The sequence below is a fragment of the bacterium genome, from assembly GCA_030019025.1.
Taxonomy (GTDB): domain Bacteria; phylum Hydrothermota; class Hydrothermia; order UBA1063; family UBA1063; genus UBA1063.
The window spans coordinates 16,901-38,939 of sequence record JASEFR010000008.1; the positions used below are offsets into that span (position 1 = coordinate 16,901).

Annotated in this window: 21 protein-coding genes and 1 tRNA gene; 18 read left to right on the forward strand and 4 right to left on the reverse strand. The window is 39.7% G+C overall.

The genetic code is table 11. From position 1 onward, the window contains the following. The 3 genes from QMD82_03165 to QMD82_03175 form a co-directional block, all read left to right on the forward strand. The coding region (locus QMD82_03165; protein MDI6850922.1) for an ABC transporter permease at window positions 1–383 on the forward strand (383 nt) is incomplete at its 5' end. Next, window positions 376–1,116 (forward strand): ATP-binding cassette domain-containing protein, encoded by a 741-nt coding sequence (locus QMD82_03170; protein MDI6850923.1) that lies wholly within the window; start codon window positions 376–378, stop codon window positions 1,114–1,116. The genes QMD82_03165 and QMD82_03170, both read left to right, overlap by 8 nt. Continuing rightward, window positions 1,113–2,972, forward strand: a complete 1,860-nt coding sequence (locus QMD82_03175; GenBank protein MDI6850924.1) for a TlpA disulfide reductase family protein — start codon at window positions 1,113–1,115, stop codon at window positions 2,970–2,972. The genes QMD82_03170 and QMD82_03175 overlap by 4 nt, the downstream gene beginning before the upstream one ends. 13 nt (window positions 2,973–2,985) lie before the next feature. On the opposite strand, the gene QMD82_03180 is transcribed toward QMD82_03175, so the two are convergent. Then, complete coding sequence (locus QMD82_03180) at window positions 2,986–3,192, reverse strand: DUF6485 family protein (GenBank protein ID MDI6850925.1); 207 nt, start codon at window positions 3,190–3,192, stop codon at window positions 2,986–2,988. A 138-nt stretch (window positions 3,193–3,330) separates the two neighbouring features. On the opposite strand from QMD82_03180, the gene QMD82_03185 reads away from it, so the two are divergent. The 15 genes from QMD82_03185 (at window position 3,331) to QMD82_03255 (ending at window position 19,955) form a co-directional block, all read left to right on the forward strand. Next, window positions 3,331–4,632, forward strand: coding sequence for an ABC transporter substrate-binding protein (locus tag QMD82_03185; protein ID MDI6850926.1), 1,302 nt, complete (start codon window positions 3,331–3,333; stop codon window positions 4,630–4,632). Continuing rightward, window positions 4,622–5,512 (forward strand): sugar ABC transporter permease, encoded by an 891-nt coding sequence (locus tag QMD82_03190; protein MDI6850927.1) that lies wholly within the window; start codon window positions 4,622–4,624, stop codon window positions 5,510–5,512. Before QMD82_03185 ends, QMD82_03190 begins: the two co-directional genes overlap by 11 nt. After that, a complete protein-coding gene (locus QMD82_03195) occupies window positions 5,509–6,339 on the forward strand; it encodes a carbohydrate ABC transporter permease (protein ID MDI6850928.1) in 831 nt (276 codons plus the stop codon). The genes QMD82_03190 and QMD82_03195 overlap by 4 nt, the downstream gene beginning before the upstream one ends. After that, window positions 6,336–7,427 carry an ABC transporter ATP-binding protein gene (locus tag QMD82_03200; GenBank protein ID MDI6850929.1) on the forward strand — a complete coding sequence of 364 codons (1,092 nt, stop codon included), beginning with the start codon at window positions 6,336–6,338 and terminating at the stop codon, window positions 7,425–7,427. The genes QMD82_03195 and QMD82_03200 overlap by 4 nt, the downstream gene beginning before the upstream one ends. A gap of 64 nt (window positions 7,428–7,491) precedes the next feature. Further along, the gene (locus QMD82_03205) at window positions 7,492–8,544 is read left to right on the forward strand and encodes a mechanosensitive ion channel family protein (GenBank protein ID MDI6850930.1); all 1,053 of its coding nucleotides are present in this window, start codon (window positions 7,492–7,494) and stop codon (window positions 8,542–8,544) included. Beyond that, the gene (locus QMD82_03210) at window positions 8,541–10,748 is read left to right on the forward strand and encodes a bifunctional alpha,alpha-trehalose-phosphate synthase (UDP-forming)/trehalose-phosphatase (protein ID MDI6850931.1); all 2,208 of its coding nucleotides are present in this window, start codon (window positions 8,541–8,543) and stop codon (window positions 10,746–10,748) included. Before QMD82_03205 ends, QMD82_03210 begins: the two co-directional genes overlap by 4 nt. Next, window positions 10,745–11,392, forward strand: coding sequence for a DUF5752 family protein (locus tag QMD82_03215; GenBank protein ID MDI6850932.1), 648 nt, complete (start codon window positions 10,745–10,747; stop codon window positions 11,390–11,392). The genes QMD82_03210 and QMD82_03215 overlap by 4 nt, the downstream gene beginning before the upstream one ends. Beyond that, window positions 11,379–12,605: a glycosyltransferase gene (locus QMD82_03220; protein ID MDI6850933.1), complete on the forward strand. Its 1,227-nt coding sequence runs from the start codon at window positions 11,379–11,381 to the stop codon at window positions 12,603–12,605. Before QMD82_03215 ends, QMD82_03220 begins: the two co-directional genes overlap by 14 nt. Window positions 12,606–12,817: 212 nt before the next feature. Continuing rightward, entirely contained in the window at window positions 12,818–14,224 is a 1,407-nt protein-coding gene (locus tag QMD82_03225) for a hypothetical protein (protein ID MDI6850934.1), read from the forward strand. 15 nt (window positions 14,225–14,239) lie between these two features. Continuing rightward, the gene (locus QMD82_03230; protein ID MDI6850935.1) at window positions 14,240–16,078 is read left to right on the forward strand and encodes a glycogen-binding domain-containing protein; all 1,839 of its coding nucleotides are present in this window, start codon (window positions 14,240–14,242) and stop codon (window positions 16,076–16,078) included. Next, window positions 16,057–16,458, forward strand: a complete 402-nt coding sequence (locus QMD82_03235) for a hypothetical protein (protein MDI6850936.1) — start codon at window positions 16,057–16,059, stop codon at window positions 16,456–16,458. Before QMD82_03230 ends, QMD82_03235 begins: the two co-directional genes overlap by 22 nt. After that, the gene (locus tag QMD82_03240; GenBank protein ID MDI6850937.1) at window positions 16,455–16,829 is read left to right on the forward strand and encodes a hypothetical protein; all 375 of its coding nucleotides are present in this window, start codon (window positions 16,455–16,457) and stop codon (window positions 16,827–16,829) included. The genes QMD82_03235 and QMD82_03240 overlap by 4 nt, the downstream gene beginning before the upstream one ends. A 67-nt stretch (window positions 16,830–16,896) precedes the next feature. Further along, window positions 16,897–18,282 (forward strand): hypothetical protein, encoded by a 1,386-nt coding sequence (locus tag QMD82_03245; protein ID MDI6850938.1) that lies wholly within the window; start codon window positions 16,897–16,899, stop codon window positions 18,280–18,282. 25 nt (window positions 18,283–18,307) lie between these two features. Further along, on the forward strand, window positions 18,308–19,000 hold the full coding sequence (gene nth, locus QMD82_03250) for an endonuclease III (GenBank protein ID MDI6850939.1): 693 nt from the start codon (window positions 18,308–18,310) through the stop codon (window positions 18,998–19,000). After that, a complete protein-coding gene (locus QMD82_03255; protein MDI6850940.1) occupies window positions 18,981–19,955 on the forward strand; it encodes a glycosyltransferase family 9 protein in 975 nt (324 codons plus the stop codon). The genes nth and QMD82_03255 overlap by 20 nt, the downstream gene beginning before the upstream one ends. 128 nt (window positions 19,956–20,083) lie before the next feature. On the opposite strand, the gene dapF is transcribed toward QMD82_03255, so the two are convergent. The 3 genes from dapF to QMD82_03270 all read right to left on the reverse strand — a co-directional run bounded on the left by dapF (window position 20,084) and on the right by QMD82_03270 (window position 21,933). Beyond that, entirely contained in the window at window positions 20,084–20,848 is a 765-nt protein-coding gene (gene dapF / locus QMD82_03260) for a diaminopimelate epimerase (GenBank protein ID MDI6850941.1), read from the reverse strand. Further along, complete coding sequence (locus tag QMD82_03265; protein ID MDI6850942.1) at window positions 20,845–21,822, reverse strand: cysteine synthase family protein; 978 nt, start codon at window positions 21,820–21,822, stop codon at window positions 20,845–20,847. The genes dapF and QMD82_03265 overlap by 4 nt, the downstream gene beginning before the upstream one ends. Window positions 21,823–21,843: 21 nt before the next feature. Next, window positions 21,844–21,933 (reverse strand) — tRNA-Ser (locus QMD82_03270). Window positions 21,934–22,039: the final 106 nt, after the last annotated feature.

Below are 22,039 nucleotides of genomic sequence, written 5' to 3' on the forward strand. Positions count from 1 at the left end.
TGGAAGTCATGGGTATTGACCCCTACAAGTATTTGATTCTACCCAGAGTCGTTGCTGGTACTCTGGTTACGCCACTCCTTGTGGCTTTTTCAGATTTTATGGCGATATTAAGCTCTGCAGTTGTTTCAAATATTATGCTCGACGTTGAATTTTCAGCTTTTTTCAGATCTTTCCTTGATTTTTTTTATGTCAAGAATTTCCTTGGTGGTATTTTAAAGGGAGTGGTATTCGGATTTATAATTACGACAGTTAGTTGCTATTCAGGAATTACCAGCAGAGAGGGAGCGAAAGGGGTTGGTCTTGCAACGATGAGGGCGGTAATATATTCTTCGGTATTCGTATTGTTTTTTGACTACATAATTGGGAGTTTGATTTATGGATGAAATTGTGCGGGTTGAGAATCTGGTTAAAACCTTTTTGAACAAGGTAGTTCTCAACTCCGTTAGCTTTTCTGTGCAAGAGGGGGAAGCTGTTTGCATTCTTGGAAAGAGCGGGGCGGGCAAGACTGTCTTGCTAAAAATAATAGTGGGACTTTTGAGACCTGATAGGGGCAATGTTTTCCTTTTTGGAAGAAACATATTTAAGATAAAAAGGGAGGAACTTTTTAAACTACGTGAAAATATAGGTTTTGTTTTTCAAAGCTCTGCCCTATTTGACTCCCTAACGGTCTTTGAAAATGTGGCTTATCCCTTTTTAAGGAGGGAGGTTTCTGAAGAAGAGGTTAAGGAAAAGGTTCTTAAAATGCTTAGACTTGTTGAGATGCAGGGAACTGAGAATTTAATGCCTTCAGAACTTTCAGGGGGTATGAAGAAACGAGTTGCTATAGCAAGGGCCCTTATCACGGAACCTAAGTTGGTGATATACGATGAACCAACCGCTGGTTTAGACCCTGCTACGGGCAGTTCAGTAATCGAAATAATAAAAAAGTTAAATGAAGAAAAGAAAACAACTTCTATAATAGTGACCCACGATTTCACAGTTGCTTCAAACCTTGCAGAAAGGGTTCTTTTTTTGCACGAGGGCAGAATTGTAAGGGAATTAAAACATAAGGAATTACAGGGTGGCTTAGATAGTGAGCTAATTAAGTTTTTCAGTAAGAAGGAGGATAGTAAATGAAAACCAAAAGGAGAGTATCCATTATGATGTTATCACTCTTGCTAATTTTTGTTTCTTGCAAGTCCTACGAGGTGAGGCCTTCAAGACCCCAGATGGGTCAAAAGGTTGAAATAACGGTAAAAGGGAATTTTAATTCACCACTGGTTGAGGTTATCTACCTGAAGGAAAATCTCGATTTTGATTTTGATGTTTTACCTGCGAAAGTAGAAGCTAAATCCATTTCCTTTGATATCGCACCCGATACTTTAACTTCTTACGTGATATGGAGGATTGTTGACAGTAACTTGGTCTACTTTCCCAATGGTGAGGGTTTGGTGTTTTACTACGGCAAAAAGCCTATGCGCCTTGCTTGCTATTATAAGGGTATGCACACAGAGAAGGCCATTCCTTATCCTGTAAATTTGACTCCCGTAGAACAGAGGAAAGTAATAAAGAAAGCGGAAAAAATATACAAGAAGGGCTTAAAATATTATCCTTCCTGCCCTGTGTGTTTTTCAAGACTCAAAATTTTGCAATATTTTAAGCTCAAGGATGAACAAAGCAGGGCCAAATATCTTTATAAGTTGGAGAAAACTCTTGATTCTCTCTTTAATACAGGCGACTTAATGGCTCAGGTTGCCGCCTTTAACGTCGCTTATTTCTTTTCTTTTCCCAAAACTTATGACTACTTCAAATATCTTTCTGAAAATCCCTTTATACCGGGTGCTCTCGATGTGGCAATGAGCTATCTCTACCAGTATGCGAGAAGTTTGGATCCAAAAGAGGGTGCAAAATGGTTAGAAATTGGCTTGAATAAGTATTCGGATTACATCAAAGAACCATCCTCCAGGATTAAAAATATTCTGAGGAATTATTACTATTCACTGTATTATGCTTATCTCGTGCAGGGAGATACAGTGAAAGCTATTGATTACTTGAGAAAACTACAGCAAATATACCCGATGGACCCATCGCCTTATGTGGCTGAGGCTTCTTTAAGGATGGAAATGGGAACTTTAAACTATAGAATTATTGACAGCCTTCTTGTAATAGCTGAAAAGTCTTTTAACCCTATAGCCTATTCACATACTTATCCGTTTTACGACGCAAAGTCGAGAGATAAGGCTGTAAAGAGAAATCTTACTGACCTCTATAGAGTGGAGTCTCGGTATTTTTTAAATATTGGCGATACTGGAAGGGCTGTTGCAGTATTGGAAAAAGCGATACAAGTACAGGGCGGCGATCTTTACGCCGACTTTGGCGATCACGAACAGGTGGGTGATTTACTCTTTGCCACTGGGAATTTTGAAAAGGCAGTCAAACATTACGCTTATGCAGTTATTACCGGTGCAGAGGAGGAACGTATCCTTAAAGACTTTCAGGAAAAACTGAAATCTACCAGCATAAGCAGAGACTCAATAACCATTCTTATCTTTAATTTGAAAAAGATTATTGAAGAGAATAAGGTTCCTGCGCCAGATTTTTTAGTTGAAACTATTGATGGTCAGAAATTGAGATTGAAAGATCTAAAAGGTAAAGTAGTTGTATTGAATTTCTGGGCTACTTGGTGTGGACCATGCAGGAGAGAAATCCCTGAACTGAATAACCTGGTTGAGAAATACAAGGATAATAGCAATGTTATTTTTGTTGGAGTTACCAACGACCTTAGAGAAAGGGTGGCGAACTTCTTGAGTCGAAATGAGTTTAGATACATCATTACCTTTGACGTGGATAGTGTTTACGAGAAGTATAACGTTACCGCTGTTCCTACCCACGTGATAATTGATAAAAATGGATTTATTACTTCTCGGATTGTAGGCTCACTTCCGCACATGGACGAAATTCTCAGCCAGAAGATTGAAAAAATGCTGAAATAATGTAAAGGCTTTATTAGCCTTTCTTTTTGCTATAGGTTTCAATAAAGTATTCTATTGATCTATCATAGGTTCTTTCGGCTTCAGGGGGGAAATAACAGGCAGGAAGCTCTCCATGTGCTCTGTGATACGCTATGCAATCACAACAGATGCCTTTTCTCGAACAGGTTGGATAAGAACAAGTACAACGGTTTTTCAAGTTAAAATCTTTTTTGCACTCCATTTTTGCCCTCCCTTGACACTATTTACTTTAAGTGAAAGTTGGTGTATTTTCAAAAGACGTGCTTATTTTACTCAATTTTCTTTGATTTTTAGTTTTTTTTGAATGCTTTATAATGTAAAAAATTAGGTGGAGGTGGCAATGGGGTGGAGGATACAAATTGTTAAACTTTTTTTCACAATCATTCTTTTTGTAAGCGTTTTGCTTAGTGGTTGTGCAAGACGAGAAAGAAAGTTGACTTTTGCCGTTGGTGGTGCTCCTAATGAACTGGACTTTTGGGAAGCTGTCATAAAGGACTTTGAGAAGGAAACAGGTATAAAGGTGTCAATTCTCAGACAGCCAACGGACACTGACCAGAGGAGGCAAGGCCTTCTGGTTGCATTAAAATCGAAAAAATCAGATCCCGATGTTTTTCTTATGGATGTGGCCTGGATAGGACAATTTGCTTCCTCTGATTGGCTTTACGATTTGAAACCGTGGGTTGAGTCAAGGAGTCTCGATATAGAGAAATTCTTTCAAAGGGTAGTTAATCTCGCAGATATGCACGAGGGAAAATTGATTGCATTGCCAGTATACGTAGACGGGGGTTTGCTGTATTATAGAAAAGATTTGCTTGAGAAGTACGGGTATAAGAACCCCCCCGAAACCTGGATTGAACTTATTAAAGTGTCTCAAAGAGTTCAGGCACAAGAAAGGGGTATTTCCAATCCCGATTTTTGGGGCTTTGTATGGCAAGGGGCTCAATATGAAGGCTTAATATGCACCTTCTTGGAATTTGCTGTTTCCAATAATGGGGGAATTGTGATTAGCAAAGATACAGTCATTGTGAATTCGCAGGAAAATGTGAGTGCCCTTGCCTTTATGAGTGCTTTGATACACTCCTACAATATATCCCCACCGAATACCTACACGGAGATGAAAGAGGAAGAGGTCAGGATCTTTTTCCAGCAAGGGAATGCATTATTTGAAAGGAACTGGCCCTACGCCTGGGGAAATCATGAAAGTGAAGGTTCCCCTATCAAGGGGAAAGTAGGTATCGCTCCTCTTCCGCACTTTCCGGGGGGGAGTAGTGCATCCACGCTTGGTGGATGGCATGTAGGTATATCACGCTTTACAGACGTACCTGATGAAGCATTAAAGTTTCTCAAATATATTACTTCTTACGACATTCAAAAGAGGCTGACTTTAAATCTTGGTTGGAATCCTGGTAGAGTCGATGTGTACAAGGACCCGGAGGTGCTTGAAAAGTTACCTCATCTTGCGGTGCTGAGGAGTGTGTTTGAAAATGCCTATCCGCGACCTATGGTTCCTTATTATTCTCAAGTTTCTGAGATACTACAAAGGTATGTAAACAGTGCTCTTTCAGGGAAAATTTCACCGGGAGAGGCACTCTCTAAGGCGGAGGAAGAAATTAAAGAAATTGTTAGACAATATGAGAAATAGAAATCCTAATTATATAACACCAAAAGAGCGTCTGGAATCAATAATTTTGGTGGTGCCTGTTGTAGTTTTTATCGCCGCCTTTCTTTTGTTTCCCGTAATAGGGACGATCTATGACGCCTTTTTCCGAGATGTTTCTTACATGCTCAGGGAGTTTATTTTCTTAGGAAACTACAAAAGACTGTTTAGCGACAGGTTTTTTGTTCAATCTGTTTTTTTTACCCTGGCCTTTGTGCTTGCATCCGTTAGTCTTGAATTGTTGATCGGCATGATGTTTGCCCTTCTTATGAATGAACGTTTTCCTGCAAGAGGTTTATTTAGGGGGATTGTGCTGGTTCCATGGGCAATCCCCGTTGCAATTTCTGGAAGGATTTGGGAACTTATTTACAATTTTCATTACGGTCTTGCCAATTATGTTTTGGGAAGATTAGGGATCGGGCCTGTTAACTGGTTTGGTACGTCTTTGAGTGCTTTTTGGGCTCTTGTTCTTTCAGATGCATGGAAGACAGCGCCATTTGTTGCTATAATTCTGCTTATGGGGCTCCAGGCAATTCCTGAAGAACTGTACGCCCAGGCAAAGGTTGATGGAACTCACTTTCTGCAAAGATTTTGGAAAATAACACTTCCTCTCTTAAAGCCTTTTATTTTGGTTGCTTTACTCTTTAGGACAATAGATGCTCTAAGAGTATTTGATCTCATATATGTACTTACAAAAGGAGGTCCTGGTGGAAGTACCACATCTATTTCTTTATATGCTTTTAGGTACTTTGTATCTGGTGATTTTGGTTTTGGATCTGCAATTTCAACTGTCCTTTTCCTGATTTCTCTAATAATGGCGATTTTTTATTTGAAAATAAGTAGATATGGGGAGCTTTTGAAGTGAACGAGGAACTCTGGAAAAAAGTTCTTTTGATTTTGGGTATTTTTTTTACAGCATTGTTTACATTAACGCCCTTTGTTTATATGATTATAGTTAGTTTTGCTGAATCTGTAGATTTTCTTGGTAGAAGAACCAGTCTTGTTTTCACGTTTAAGAATTACTTAGAATTGCTTAGAAATCCTAATTTGCATTTTTTGGACTACCTCCGAAACAGTGCTGTAGTCTCCGGTGTTAGTTCCTTTTTAACGGTTTTAATTGCAAGCTTTGCTGCGTATTCAATTACAAGGCTTCCCTTTCCCGGTAAGTCCTTTTTCCTTATGTTTGTGCTTGCATTTTCAATGTTCCCTCAGGTTAGTATAGTTGGATTCTTATTCAATTTGATGTCAAAACTTGGTCTTGTAAATACATATGTGGGGTTGATTTTGCCTTATACTGCCTGGATTATGCCTCTTTCCCTCTGGATACTTGTAAGTTATTTTTCTGGTATACCTAAGGAAATAGACAAGCAGGCCACTATCGATGGATGCACAGTGTGGGAAACCCTTTTTAAAGTGATGTGGCCTCTCGCAAGGCCTGGAATATTTACCACTTTTATCCTTGCATTTATTTTTGCGTTTAACGAATTTATGTTTGCACTTCTTTTGACTACTGACTTCAGGGCAAGAACTGTCCCTGTAGGGATTGCACTCTTTCAGGGTCTCCATGGTGAGATACCGTGGGGCACAATAATGGCTGCTTCTACGTTGACCACCTTGCCAATTGTGATTTTAGTCATTGTTTTTCAGAAGAATATAATTCAAGGATTAACAAGGGGAGCTGTCAAAGGATGAGGCTAAGATTGGTGAATCTTTGTAAAAAGTTTGTGTCAAAAAGGCGTGTTGTTGTGGCGGTAGATGGTGTATCTTTAGAAGTTAATGATGGAGAGTTCTTCGTTCTATTGGGTCCAAGCGGGTGTGGCAAGTCAACTATTTTGAATTTAGTTGCGGGGCTTGAAAAGCCTTCAGGTGGTGAGATTTATTTTGATGAGGAATTGGTAGCGTCCTTTGAAAAGAGAGTATTTATTTCGCCGCGAGACCGCAACGTGGCGATGGTCTTCCAAAGCTATGCATTATATCCTCACCTTAATGTTTATGATAATATTGCTTTTCCCTTACGGATCAGCAAGCAGAAAGAAGACATAATAGAAAAATCTGTTCGTGAGGTAGCCGAGCTTTTAAACATTGAAGATTTGTTGTTTGCTTTTCCAGCAGAACTTTCCGGCGGTCAGAGGCAGAGAGTTGCTATTGCAAGAGCGATAGTAAGGCGACCAAGAATCTTTCTTTTAGATGAACCCCTTTCAAATTTGGACGCGAAGCTGAGAGTATCAATGCGTTCTGAGCTTAAATCCCTGCAACGGAGGCTCAGAGTAACTACTCTGTATGTGACTCATGATCAAATTGAGGCGATGACCTTGGGTGATAGAATTGCGGTTTTAAGAGCAGGGAAAATTGAACAGATAGGAACCTCGGAAGAATTATATGCCTCTCCTCGTAACACTTTTGTGGCGGCGTTTATTGGGACACCTCCGATGAATATAGTCGAGACAGTTCTGTACTTCGAGCAGGGTTCCTATTACGTTGACTTTGCAGGTAATAGACTGGCAGTACCTCCAGAAAAGGTTCCGGTTGATGTTTTAAAACCCGGTTCAAAGGTTTTCTTTGGAATAAGGCCTGAAAACGTCAATATCGTGAGTTCTCCCGAAAAGGCGCATTTTTCGGGTGTAGCTAAGAGTATCGAAAATCTGGGAAAAGAAAAACTTGTTCGAGTGGGAATTGATTCGATTGAGATTACTCTCACTACTTCGGAAAGTGATTTGCGGGAGGGAGATAGGATTCACCTTCAATTTGACCTTAAGCGGATTCATTTATTCAACGAGTGAAGAAAAGGCTCCAAATGTTGCATGATTAGTGATTTTTGTCGTTAATTTATAGGGAGGTGATTGGATGGATGGACAAAATGTTGTAATTTTAGTTGTTATAGTTTTGATGTTATGCCTTGCCGGTATTTTAATTGACATTGTGATTTTGAGGAAACTCGTTGCCAGGGCAGTTAAAAAGCGTCTGGAAACCCAGAGAATTTTTTATAGTTCAATTAGGTTCTGGATTGTAGCCTGGTCAATTTTGCTGTGTGGTTATTTTCTTTTAGATATTTTCCAGGTGGATTCTTCATTGTTACACATAGTGGGAAAAGTCCTCAGTATTGCCGCGATTCTTTCAGTTTCATTTATTCTTGCAAATATTGGCGCGAAGTTACTGGATCTGAGACTTGAAAAGATTAGCGGACGTTTGCCCGGAGTGAGTTTAATTTCAGGAACTTTTAGAGTGATTATTATAATACTGGGATTACTTACCGCCCTTCACCGCATGGGAATTTCTATTGTACCTATTTTGACAGGACTTGGTGTGGGAGGCGTTGCTATTGCGCTCGCACTTCAAGAGACTCTTACCAATTTTATTGCCGGTATAAATATTTTGTTTTCAGGAGTAATAAGAGTTGGAGATTATGTTAAACTTGATACGGGAGAGGAAGGCTTTGTGGAGGACATCAGTTGGAGAAGCACGCTGATTCGGGAACTATCCAACAATTTAATAGTTATTCCGAATACTAAAATATCTAATGCGATTGTCAAGAACTTCAGTCTGCCCCAGGAGGAACTTTCTGTAATTATTCCGGTAACTGTGTCTTATAACAGTGACCTCGAAAGGGTTGAGAGAATCACAATTGAAGTTGCTAAGGAAGTTCTCAATGAGGTTGAAGGCGGGGTAAGAAACTTTGAACCCTTTATAAGGTATCATACCTTTGGAGATAATGGTATAATTTTCAGTGTAATCCTTCGTGTAAATCATTATACTGATCAATATCTTGTTAAGCATGAGTTTATAAAGCGATTGCATAAAAGATATGATAGTGAAGGTATCGAGATTCCATTTCCACAGAAAGTGGTGCATTTTGGTAGTGGTTTTAAGTTTTTTAAGAATGAAAAAGGTGAGATATGAGACTCTTAATTGTGTCAAATAGGTTACCCTTCTCAATTAAGGAAGAAGGGGGACAATATGTTTTAGAGCCGTCCCCGGGTGGGCTTGTCTCGGGGTTAAGTTCTTATTTGGATTCACTGAGAGGAACATCGGTTAAAAGAAAACCTTACGTCTGGATAGGCTGGCCGGGAGCATACCTGAAAAAGGAGCTAAGAGAAGAACTCAAGAATAAGGCACTTTCCGAACACAATGCTTATCCTGTTTTCGTGCAGGAAAAATTAATGGAGAAATTTTACCTCGGCTTTTGTAACAAAACCATATGGCCTCTTTTCCACTACTTTACCACTTATGTTTCTTTTGATGAGGATTTCTGGGATTCATACAAGAGAGTTAATGAACTTTTCTGTGATGCTGTAATGGAAGTTGTTAAACCTGGAGATGTCATCTGGATACATGATTACCATCTGATGTTGCTGCCTAAAATGCTGCGGTTAAGGTTGGGAGATAAATATCCCATTGGTTTCTTCCTTCACATTCCTTTCCCGGCTTATGATGTTTATTCGATGCTTCCTAAGAAATGGAGAGAAGAGATTCTCACGGGTCTTATTGGTGCGGACCTCTTAGGATTTCATACTTTTGACTATACACAACATTTTCTCAAGAGTGTTTTAAGAATTCTTGGACTTGAGAATAGTATGGGAACAATTAATGTTGACGGAAGAGTGGTAAAAGTAGATACCTTTCCCATGGGAATTGACTTCAAAAAGTATTACAAGGCTCGCTTTAAGCCAATGGTAAAAAGGGAGATCAACAAATTGAGTAAAAGTTTTAAAGACTTGAAAATCATCCTCTCAATTGATCGCCTGGATTATACAAAGGGAGTGGCAAATCGTTTAAAAGCTTACGAGTTATTTCTTGAAAAATATCCCGAATGGAGAGGAAAAGTTGTTCTTATGATGGTGGTAGTGCCTTCGAGGGTAGGAGTAGAACACTATCAGATAATGAAAAGGCAAATTGATGAACTTACCGGAAAAATAAATGGTAGGTTTGGAACTATCGATTGGCAACCAATTATTTACCAATATAGATATCTTAACTTTGAACCGCTTTCTGCATTGTATTACATGAGTGATGTTGCTCTCATCACTCCTCTAAGAGACGGGATGAATCTTGTGTCGAAAGAGTACGTTGCTGCGAAAGGAGACAGTGTAGGCGTTCTTATCTTGAGTGAGATGGCAGGAGCTGCGAGGGAATTGCAGGAAGCAATAGTTGTTAACCCAAATTCTTTGAAAGAAATGGTTGATGCAATATCACAGGCATTGACAATGGATGATGTTGAAAAGCGCGAGAGAATGGAAAGGATGCAGCAAAGAATCCGCCGATATAATGTTACAAGGTGGGCGACAGATTTCGTCGAGACTCTGAAAGAGATAAAAAAGTCAGGCAAAACTGCTGAAGCAAGGTTCCTTACAATACATCCAAAGAATCAAATTTACATTTCCTATAGAAAGGCAAGAAATAGGATTCTTTTCCTGGATTATGATGGCACCCTTGTTCCTTTTTCTAAGAATCCTAAGCTTGCAAAGCCCGACAAAGATTTGCTTGATTTAATCAGAGCTCTTGCAAATCAAGAAGGGACAGAAGTAGTAATAGTGAGTGGAAGGGATAAAAATACCCTCGAATACTGGTTCAGAGAAATTCCCATTAATTTAATTGCAGAGCATGGTGTTTGGGTCAAGAAGCCATATGAAGATTGGGCTTTGATAAAGCCTCTGGACAATTCCTGGAAAGAAAGCATTAGAAATATTATGGAAATCTATTCGGACCGTTTGCCTGGCTCCTTTGTCGAAGAGAAGGAGTACTCAGTAGCATGGCATTACAGGGGGGCGGAGCCAGAACGTGCTGCGCATCTCGCAAATGAGCTCTTTACTTATCTTGTGGATTATACTTCAAACGTGGATCTGCAGGTTCTGCAGGGCAACAAATTGATAGAGGTTAGATGTTCAGGAGTGGATAAAGGAAGCGCCTGTCTTCACTTTCTCTCACAGAAAGATTATAATTTTATTATGGGAATTGGTGATGACTGGACGGATGAGGATATGTTTAAAGCCCTTCCTCAAGAAGCATTGACTATCAAAGTTGGAATAGGTCCAACACTTGCGAAGTACGTGCTCAAAAATTACCTTGAAGTTCGCGCAATGTTAAGAGGTTTTTTGACCCTATGAAACCATTCGTATTTTATACCAAATTAGACCTTGTTTATCTCACGAATAGGAAGGCGCGTAACATTATAGAGCTCCTTGAAGGGATAAAAGAAGCACCAGGATCTGTTATTTATCACCATACCCATCGCTTTCTTCAACAACATATCAATTTGTCTCCCGAGCCTCCAAATGATTTTGCTTACTGGACTGTTCATGCTTTACAAGAGCCGGTTCTGGGTGAGAAATTGGCTGCAATAGACATAATTGATTTTAAAACAATTGCAGAGTTGAAGGAAAAGATTATTCAAACTATCGAAGAATACCTCTTAACTAAACCAGTTATTAGAAATGTTCCTCCGGGGATGGAATTCCATTTTATGAAATCCAAAAGTTTTGTACTTAATACAGGCTATGTTGCAAATAATTTAAAGGAATTTTGTGAAATTTTGAGAATAGTTAATATAAATTCTCTCTATCTTCATGTGTTTGAATCGAGGATGAGGCTGGGCAAGATGAATGACGACTTTTCCATCTGGTTGAGGTCTATTGGTGAGGAAAAGGCAGCAGAGGAAATCTCAAGGCTTGATCCTTACACATATACGCTTGAAGGATTAAGGTCTAAAATTTTAAGAATTTTGGAGAGGAGAATAAATGAGAAGTATTGAGGATTACGAACCTTTTGTCGGACGTTTTGTGATTCAAGAGTTGTTAGAGTTGGGTAAAAAACTTTCAGGCATCACTGTACAAAATATAAACTCGACTGCTGTAGGAGGTGGAGTTGCTGAAATCCTTAGTCGGATGGTTCCTTTATTCAGACAGCTTGGAATTGACGCAAGGTGGGACGTTATTAAGGGGGGAGAGAAGTTCTTCAAGATAACAAAAAAGTTTCACAATGCCTTACACGGAGTACCGGTACAGATTGAGGAATCTGAATTTGAGCATTTTCTTGCTGTTAATGAGATGAATGCTCAGGAGATAGAATTTGTCGGAGATATAATTTTTGTTCATGATCCTCAACCTATAGCTCTTATTGAAAAGAAAGAAGAGATTGGAAAACGCTGGCTGTGGAGATGTCATATTGATTTTTCTAAGCCTCAGGAATATGTTTGGTTGTTTTTGAAGACCTACATTGAAAAATACGATGCCGCAATTTTTTCTGCACCTGCATTCGCGAGGGAGCTTAGCATACCGCAAATTTTAATTTCTCCATCGATAGATCCCCTTAGCGATAAAAATAGAGAGCTTACCGAGGAAGAAATTAATTCGGTTATTGAAAGGTTTCAAATAGATAGGAGTAGGCCGATAGTCACACAAATTTCAAGGTTTGATTATTTAAAGGATCCCCTTGGCGTTATAGAAGCTTACAGATTGGCCAAGAAACATGTTGATTGTCAGCTCGTTCTTGCAGGAGGTCCTGCAAGTGACGATCCCGAGGGGGAAGCAGTGTTAAACGAAGTTAGGGAAGCGGCTGAAGCTGATCCCGATATACATATCTTGCTTCTTCCTCCTGGGAGTGACATTGAAATTAATGCTTTACAGAGAGCCTCTACGGTTGTTCTTCAGAAGTCTCTAAAAGAGGGCTTTGGATTAACGGTTGCTGAGGCATTGTGGAAAGAGAAACCGGTAATTGCGAGCGCCGTGGGAGGGATTCCACTTCAGATAACCCATAAGTATTCAGGAATACTCACTCATACAATTGAAGGAACGGCATTCTGGATAAAGCAGCTAATTAACGAGCCGGAATTTGCTAAAAGACTCGGTAAAAATGGCAAAGAGCATATAAAAAACAATTTTCTCATTACAAGACATCTGAGAGATTATATGTTAACTTTTCTATCGGTGATATTAGAAAAAGACACTGATGTGATTTATCTATAAGTTTTCCCTTTATTTTTAGGTGTTTCCAAACTCCTTTGCAATTTTTTCTATAGGTTGTGTGGTTTAGGCACTGATAGAAAAAATTTGTCTTATTTCTCAACTTCTTAGAGAGTTTTATGTACGACTTTTTGTGTGGGGTAATAAAATTTTTCTTAGTGGAAGTCTATATAATCTTTGACATCATATAGGTTTTGCTTTAACCTTATTCAACTATGTCAGTGCTGTTATTAATTTTATCCTTTCCTATAGTGTTAAATGGTTATTTTGAGGGGGAGTATCTGGCCCAAAAGTCAAGGGTTCCGGTAAACTGGGATATGTGGAATCCTAAGAATTACTTTGAAATGAAATTTTCTGTGAACCCATCGCCGGGGCTAAATGGGTTTTTCTCCCTCTCAGCACTCTCAAATGCCAACGGAATGCGGTTTTTTATGAACCAGGGGCATCTTTCTTACAGGACATCTAACACTGAATTTGCGATTTTTTCAAGGGAGGATAGATTCTGGATATCAAGCCCACTACTTTTTCTTGTAAATACCGACAGGGTAAAGGATGATGCCTGGGGTCCGAAAGCTGAAGGTATGAGATTTGATCTATGGGAATGGAAAGGATTTTACGCCACGGGTATTGCTTCTAAATTCAGAACGTGGGATGGAGAGGCATATCTTGCTTCCTTGACAAAGAGATTTGGAGAGAGATTTGAGATTGGGACTATTTACTTAAAGAAAGATTGGAGGGGATCTGGAAATTCCTTTAATAGCATCTATTCTTTAAATGGAAAGACACACATAAAAGGCCCCCTCAACTTACGGTTTGAAGTTGCAAGAAGTATCCATCCCTCTCAACTTACCCCCCAAAAGAGCGATGATTACGCCTTAGAACTGGAATTTAGGAGGATAAGGCTTAAGAATCTATCCATTGCATGGAGTTTCTTCAATTACGGTATTGATTTCATAGACGAGTTTTCCAATAAGTTTAATTTAAACTTTGACAGGGAGTTTGATAGAAGAGGTATTTACGGGGAGTTTATCTATCTCGTTCCTTATAAAGCGGTTAATCTGATATACAAAACTCGTTACTGGGAGTCGAGATTTGACGAAACATATCCCGGGTTCCTGCTACCTCACAAATACAATAAATGGTGGAATTACGGTGAGGTATACATCGAGTATTACGGAGGCGTCTCTTCTAAGTTCTACATAGAATCTCTTAAAGATACATCACAGACCTGGAATCACCTCTTTTTTGAGATTGGTGGGGAAAACAATCTAATGAAGCTGCGTTTACAGTATAAAATTATGGATTTTGGAATTAATCGTGATGGTCAGTCGGTTTATTATTCTATTGGTGAGAGGAACTTGATAGGCGCTGAGTTGAGGGTTAACATAACCCAGAGCCTCTTTTTCTATGGCAGGGCTGCGGTTGGAATGGGGGTTGGTCGTTCTTGGGAGAGTCTTTTTCTGCAGTTAGGATATAGGGGGATCAAAAATACTGAAATTTTCTTAGAATATGGGGAACCCGGACATACTGATGGAGATTTGGTAAATGACTGGGATTTTTCAAACAACCCCTACCTCAGGACAGAGGATAGGGTAAAGTTACTTGTAAAATATTGGTTCTGAAAAAGGAGTGTTAATATGCAAAACTTTATAATCCTTTCCCTTATTTTTCAAGGAGTCAGTTCAACCCCTCAAGGGGTAAAGTTTGAATATTACAATCCCCAGGCAAAAGCCGTGTACTTAGCTGGTGATTTCAATAACTGGTCTACCACTTCCCATCCTATGAGGAGAGAAAGTGATGGTACTTTCTGGATTGTTGTGAAGCTGGCACCAGGTAAGTATGAATACAAGTTTGTTGTAGATGGTCAATGGACTGCAGACCCAGATAACCCTGTTACTGTTGGGGTTTATGGCAATTCTCTCGTGCGTGTTGGAGAAAATTATGCTGTATTACCTCCTGAAATGGCAACTAATACACCTGTTAGCTCAATTGTAAACTTTAATATCGATGCTCGTGGCTACTTAAAAGCAGATAAAGATTCAATTGAGGGAGGCAAGGCAGGCTATAGAGTTTTTGATTACATGCAGGATGTTAAAATTGATCTGGATGCAAACCTGGAAGATAAAGCCGATCTATGGGTGAGGATAAGGTATAACACAAACACCGATCGGGAGCAGCAGACCCAATTGATTCCATTGAAGTTTGAACGAGGATTTTTCACTTTGAAAGGTGGAACTTTCAACTTTTATGCCTTTTATAACGCGCACAAGATTGCTGGCCCTGATCCATTTTCTTTGCTGAGAGAGGTAGGAGAGTTTCGCCGTGACTTTGGCGATGGAGAGCAGGGCGTCGTTTTAAATTTAAACAAATTTCTCATCTTTGATAATACGTATCTTGCTTATTCCAATAACATTCTTCAGGATAGAGACCTATTTTATTCAAATATAGGCAAGAATTTGGGTAAGTTGAATCTTGGGATAGTCTATCGTGGCCAGAGAGGACTGGAAAAGCTTTACAGGGTTCCTTCTCCCGATAGCCTAAAATCTAATGATACACTACTGTATTTCAATACCTATGAAAACGAAAATCTTTATGGCGGGTATTTGACTTTTGATGCGAAGAGATTTCTGCTCACTGCGGGTGGATTAATTGGGAACAGGGTACTTAACGCTGGTGAAAAGTATTCTGGAGATACACCATATCCCGTTCATTTGAGCTGGCAGAAGTCCAAGATTATAAAAGGTTTATTCTCTATTAAGGGATTTACGGGCAAATGGATAAATTCCGCATGGGTTAATTATGAAAAACATTATTATGATAAACTCTTTGTGAGAGGTGGGAGCCAGCTTTTTAAGTACTGGCGTTTTGGTTATAGCAATTCTTACAATGGGTATTTGGGCTTTAATTTCAGATATACTATTTTGAAAACCGATTCCTTTATGAATTGGAAGTACCTTTTTGAAGACCTGGAAAATCAGAGACTCGATTATGGTGAATTTCCGCTAATTTCCTATCCTCATTATCTCACTTTGAACCCCTATGTAAAGTGGAGATTTAAAAACCTTGGTCTAAGGTATGAATTAAAGTGGAATGCGTACGCTATTAACCAGAAACCTTACACCTTGGAAAATCTTTTCCACATTGATTTGAAGATCTGGAAGCCGATATTGACCTATGAGCTAAGAACCTACACTGTAAAGAGTTCCCTTTTTGGACTTGAAAATACCTATGTTGACCACTTTGCTGAAATTGCCTATCCAATAAGTAAAAGTGCCATGGTGTCTCTGAATTATGGTTATTTGCCATGGAATCTTGAAGATGAGTATTTTGCGAGGAGAGAATATTTGATAGAGCAAGGAGTTGATTACTCTTTGCTTGTCAACAATTTTAGGGGACTTGGTACTTTCTTAGACCTTGCGGAAACTTCTTTGTCAAAGGAAAGGGGTATTCAGTTATGGTTAAAAATAGCCTTTTAGCATTTATTTTGCTTGCAAGTGGTTGTGTGGTTCTGAGTCAAATTAAGCCGAGAGTACCTGCACCATATAGAACTCCTGAAGGGGTTGTTTTCCAATTTTATGCTCCCTCTGCTATGTATGTCAATCTGGCTGGTGACTTCAACCGCTGGTGCGGAACTCAGGATGGCCCTTTTAATCCAAACATCGGCAGGATGTATGATGATGGCACAAACGGTGATAAGAAAGGGGGTGATGGAATTTGGACTATAGTGGTTCCGCTGAAACCGGGAACTTATCAGTACAAGTATGTCGTGAATGGAACCAGCTGGTATCTCGACCCTTCCAATCCTGAGACGGTTCAATCTGGGCCCTATATAAATTCTCTTTTGAGAGTAGAATGAAAAAGACGGTGATAAGGATTGTAGCTGTTTTTGCTTTTCTTCTTCAGGTTGTGTTGTTGATTTACTCGCTCATAAATTTTAAGGGTGGCGTGGAAGAGAATGTTCATTTTACTTTTTTGAGAATTACTTTACTGATAGGTAGTGCGGTTATGGTCATTATGACAAGGTACTTTCTAAGATTCATCAGTATTATGAAGAGTTCGAAAAGTACTTTATTCGTCCAAATTATTTCTCTATTGCCCGCTATAGTAATTCCTGCCGGAGGATTTGTCTTTGCGTACAGAATGCGGTCGGGCTCTGAATACATCCTATTTTTTGTGATAGGACTTTATCACCTCGTAAGATATTATCCTTTGCTGGAAAGAATTTGATGGGAGTTTTTTAATGCCAATTTTGTGGAGGTATTTTAAAAAGTTGGAAAAATTTAAGGAGGTATTTATGAAGAGGCTTTTGCCTTTAGTGATTTTGTTTTTTCTCTTTTCCTGCGCAAGGGAGGAAGGTGAACCCTTGGTGAATCCTCCCGGGCAGGCTTATAGAACGCAGTACAATTCTATGCAGGTGGTTGGGGATTTTCAGGGATGGAACCTGAACGACTTTGATAATACTAAAATGACACTGGTAGCCGATTACCAGTGGGAGAAAATTGTTTATTTCAATGCTCCTCAGGACAGTATCAGATTCAAGTTCGTAGCCAATAGAGATTGGAACTATGCCTTTGGGACCCAGGGTGCCGATACTGGGCTTTCTGGTTATGCTGAGCCTAATTGTAACGGACTTGGTGATCATATAACGGCTGGTCCTTTAAGACAGGCAGGTTACTGGAAATTTGAATTTAATGAGAAAACTTTAAGATACCAGATCTCTTTGGTTTCTACTCCTCAGGGCAGAATTTATGGCGTTGTAGCCTTTGCGGATGATACAGTGCCTCCTTATCCAGAAGCGACGGTTCGGGTTTATAGGGATACTTTGCAGGTTGCGATGGTTAAAAGTGATACGCTGGATGGTAGTTATGAGGTAAATAACCTTGATGATGGAACATACAAGCTCTTTTTCCAGGCTACTGGTTACGACCCCGAGTCACTCATCGTCACAATTTCAGGATGGAATTCTGTTAATGCCGACACCGTAGTCTTAAATCCTGCGACTATAGGTGAGTATGCCTTTGCAGATGGTCCTTTCGTTAGTATAACGGTGGATGGAGATTTAAGTGACTGGCCATCGGTGGCTGTTATGGATACCCTTGGAGACAGCCCTTGGGGTCTCTCTGGTGACCTCGGTGCCCTTTACGTTGGGCATGATGCGGAGAATCTTTATTTAGGTCTTCATTATGCTGCGAGAGATAACGCGGTTATAATTTATATCAATGTAAATAACAGCGATCCTACGGATGGAACCCTTGATGGAGACTCCATTGACTGGTTCCCGAGAAATTTCCAGTTTACGGATTCTACACCGGCAGAATTTATAATTGCCAAGTGGGCATCTGCAACTCCTTATGGGCCCTATCTAAGACATATTATATCTTCTACAGCTACACAAGAAATTCCTGCATCCGATTATTCTATAACGGATGTGCCGGATACTTCCGATCCTACAGGTAAGACAAGGTTTATGGAAGTAAAGATTCCATATGATGTGTTATATAACCTTGGTCAAAACAGGGTAGTGCCCTATGCAAAGATAAGAGTTGTGGCTGTTGTAGCTGGTGGTGATCACTGGAATGGGCCAGAAAGCTTGCCAGAAAATAGTGGTACTGACGGTGCTGGAAATCCAACTTTATTGAGTAATATGTATGTTGAGGAGATAGATAGAGACGGCCAATGATTGAAAGGGGCGACACCCCTTCGGGGTGTCGCCCCTAAAAGTAATTTTTCTTAAATTGAATAAAGAACATCTAAACAAAATCCTTGAAATCTTATACAAAGAGCACCAAAAATGGGAAGCTCCGGTAAAAAAATTAAAGAAAAAGACCACCGATCCTTTTAAAGTCCTTGTTGGTTCTGTGATAAGCACAAGAACGAAGGACGAAGTGACAGCGGAAGCTGTCGAAAAGCTTTTTAAAAAGATTGGAAGTCCCGAAGACTTAGCAAAATTACCAGTGGAAGAAATAGAAAAACTTATCTATCCCTGTGGGTTTTACAAAACAAAAGCTAAGAACTTGAGAAAATTGGCAGAAATCCTTGTAAAGGATTACAATTCCAAGGTACCAGATACAATGGAAGAGCTTCTAAAATTACCGGGTGTTGGTAGAAAAGTAGCCAATATTGTGCTTTCCAGATCCTTTGGCAAGCAGGTGATAGCGGTTGATACTCATGTTCACCGAATATCCAACAGGTTGGGGATTGTCAGGACTAAAACACCGGAGGAGACCGAAAAGGAACTTCAGAAAATTCTGCCGAAAAAATGGCATGGGAAGTACAATGATTTACTCGTTGCGTTTGGTCAAACGATTTGTAGACCTATATTTCCAAAGTGTAGTGGATGTCCTATTCAAGAATACTGTCCCAAAATTGGGGTTAAATATGCAAGAAGAGATAAATAAGGTTCTCGTTATAAGGCTTTCTTCTCTTGGAGATCTGGTTATTCTCTCTTCTCTTGTGGAATTTCTTTATAGGAAAGGCAAAAGAATCCACCTTGTCCTTTACGAAGAGTTTGCAGACCTGTACGAAGAAGACAATCGAATTGAGAAGCTCATTGTAATTAATAGAACCTTAAAGGGTAAATTTAAGGGTTTAAAGTCCATAAGAGAAGAAGAATATGACCTTGTTGTTGATGCCCATAGAAAAATTTACCCCTTTCTTTTAAGTTTGCTCAGCAGGGCTAAGCACATTATAAGGGTGAGAAAAAACTCCTGGGAGCGTAGAATGGCTGTTTTGTTCAAGAGAGATATCAGGGAGACACCGCTTTATGAACTCTTTGTAAAGTCGGTTGAAAAATATATATCCGTTGATGTAGTTCCAAAACCTAAGTTGATTTTTACCAAAAAGCCGGAATTTGATTTGCCCAACAAGTATGCGGTTCTTGTTCCTGGTGCGAGTAAATGGACAAAAAGGTGGCCTCTCGAGTATTATTTGGAGCTTGGGAAAAAAATTGTAGAAAAGCTGGGATTGTCGGTCGTTGTCATAGGCAAAGAAAGGCTAATAGATCTCGTCCCCACAGGATTCATCAATTTGCAAAGCAACACCACTTTAAGGGAACTTCTTTACATACTAAAGAATGCCAGCTTTGTTGTTTCCAATGATACAGGTCCTGCCCATATGGCTGCGGCCGTCGGTACACCGCTTTTTGTTATCTTTGGCCCTACTATACCTGAATTTGGGTTCAGACCAGCCGGTGAGGGCTTTATAAAACTTTTTGAAAAGAAACTACCCTGTAGACCTTGCAGTCTCCATGGTCTTGATAAATGCCCCATGGAGCACTTTAGATGCATGAAAGAAATTAAACCCGAGGAGGTTTTTAGTGAAATTGAAAGATTTTACTCCGGAAGGTCTGATTAGAGTTTTCGACCTTTTTGGAGTCTTTTTGGGACTTTTGCTCTACTTATTAACTCGTAGCTGGAAATATGCATTGGTAGGGCTTGGAGGTGTTACTTTGATAACTTCGTTTTTGAGAGGGTACCTTTTATTTACAAGAAAGAAGTGGCATTAAGATATCCATAAAAAACAAAGGAAGGATTCCCACTCAGGTAAAAGCGGTTGTCTTCCTCCTTTATGCTCACCTTACCACCTTTTGAAATGAAAAGGGCGTGAGAATTTACGAGCTTTAATTTTCTTAAAATTCCGAAGGATGAAAGAACCCCAGAGGCACAGGATAAGGTCTCACCCACACCCCTCTCCCACACGCGGTAAAAAATGCCTTCGGGGGTAACTTTCAAGAAGTTAACATTTGTTCTACTTGGAAATACCTCATTAGTTTCTATTTTGGGTGCAAGATCAAAGGGAATGTCTTCTAATATTACAAAATGTGGGTTTCCAGCAGACTGAGTGAAATAACCTTTAATTCTTGCAGATTCTATGTCTATTTCAAGTTTCCGAAACTCAAAATCCACTTTTTCAATCATTACGGTGACTTGTTGTTCTTCAATTTCAATGTATTTCTCCCCAGAGATAGTGGTAATCTTTACTGTGCCCTTTTCTTTTTTGAATTTTTTAAGATAAAGGCCATAGGAAAGTAGGGAATTGATACATATTTCTGCCTCGGAACCATCGGCATTGAAGAATCTAAGTTTTTGTGTTTTGTCATTAAAAATTACAAGTGTATCGCCACCCACACCAAAATGTCTATTAAGTACTCGTCGTGCAAAATTATTAAGGTCTATTCCTGATGTAAAGAATTCGTCAATAAAAACAAAGTCGTTTCCTTGTGAATTAAATTTGAGGAATGGAATCATAGAAAATTTTTAGATCTCATCCACTCGTCGTTGTAAAATTTAGAGAGGTATTTATAACCCGAGTCTGGTAAGATAGTCACAATTACCGACCCTGGTGGAGCGGATTCGTAAACTTTCAAAGCAGCCCAAACGTTAGCTCCTGAAGATCCTCCAACAAATAACCCTTCTTCTCTTGCCAGCCTTCTTGCCATAAGAAAGGCGTCCTTGTCCGTAATTTGATACATATCGTCTATTACTGAAAAGTCAACGTTTTTAATCAAAGCGTCATCGCCAAGCCCTTCCAGTTCATATTCCTGTGGTTCTACAAGAATCTTTTCTTTAAAATAGTGGTAGAATATAGAGCCAACGGGATCCACAGCAATACATTTTATGACCGGATTTTTCTCCTTAAGAAATTTGGCAACTCCTGTAAAGGTCCCCCCAGTACCAATCCCCGCAACAAAATGGGTGATCTTTCCCTCTGTATCTTCCCATATTTCTTGAGCAGTAGAAAAGTAGTGGGCTTTCCAGTTATCCTCGTTATCGTGCTGGTTGACGTAAAAGGAATTTGGGGTTGTCATAGCAAGTTTTTCTGCCACTGCATTTCTGCTTTCCGGTGAACCGTGTTTTGCGCTTCCTGGGCATATTATGACCTCAGCGCCGAAGGCTCTTAGATGGTCTATCTTTTCCCTGGAAACCTTCTCCGTGACAGTCAGAATTACCCTAAAGCCTTTTATCGCACCATACATTGCGAGGGCAACGCCCGTATTCCCTGATGTGGCTTCAATAATGGTTCCTCCAGGTTTTAAATCTCCTCGTTCAATAGCGCGTTCTACAGCATAGATAGCCATGCGATCTTTTATACTTCCGCCTGGATTCATAAATTCTACTTTCGCAAGAAGGAGTTTATTCTGGCCGTTATCCGGTACGACTTTATTCAGTTTAACGAGCGGAGTTTTGCCTATCGCTTCTAAAATTGTATTAAGATATTTCATTCTTTTTAATTAAACTTTAACCGGAGAGGGTGGGATTCGAACCCACGGTACCCCTCAACGGGGTACAACGGCTTAGCAAGCCGCCGCCTTCAGCCGCTCGGCCACCTCTCCAGCCAGTTAAAATTATACTGGAAAATAGTAGTTTTAACAAACAGGAAGTGGGTTTTAGGTTTGTAGTGCTCTTCGCCTAAATGAGTTTCCTCTGGATAACTGGAAT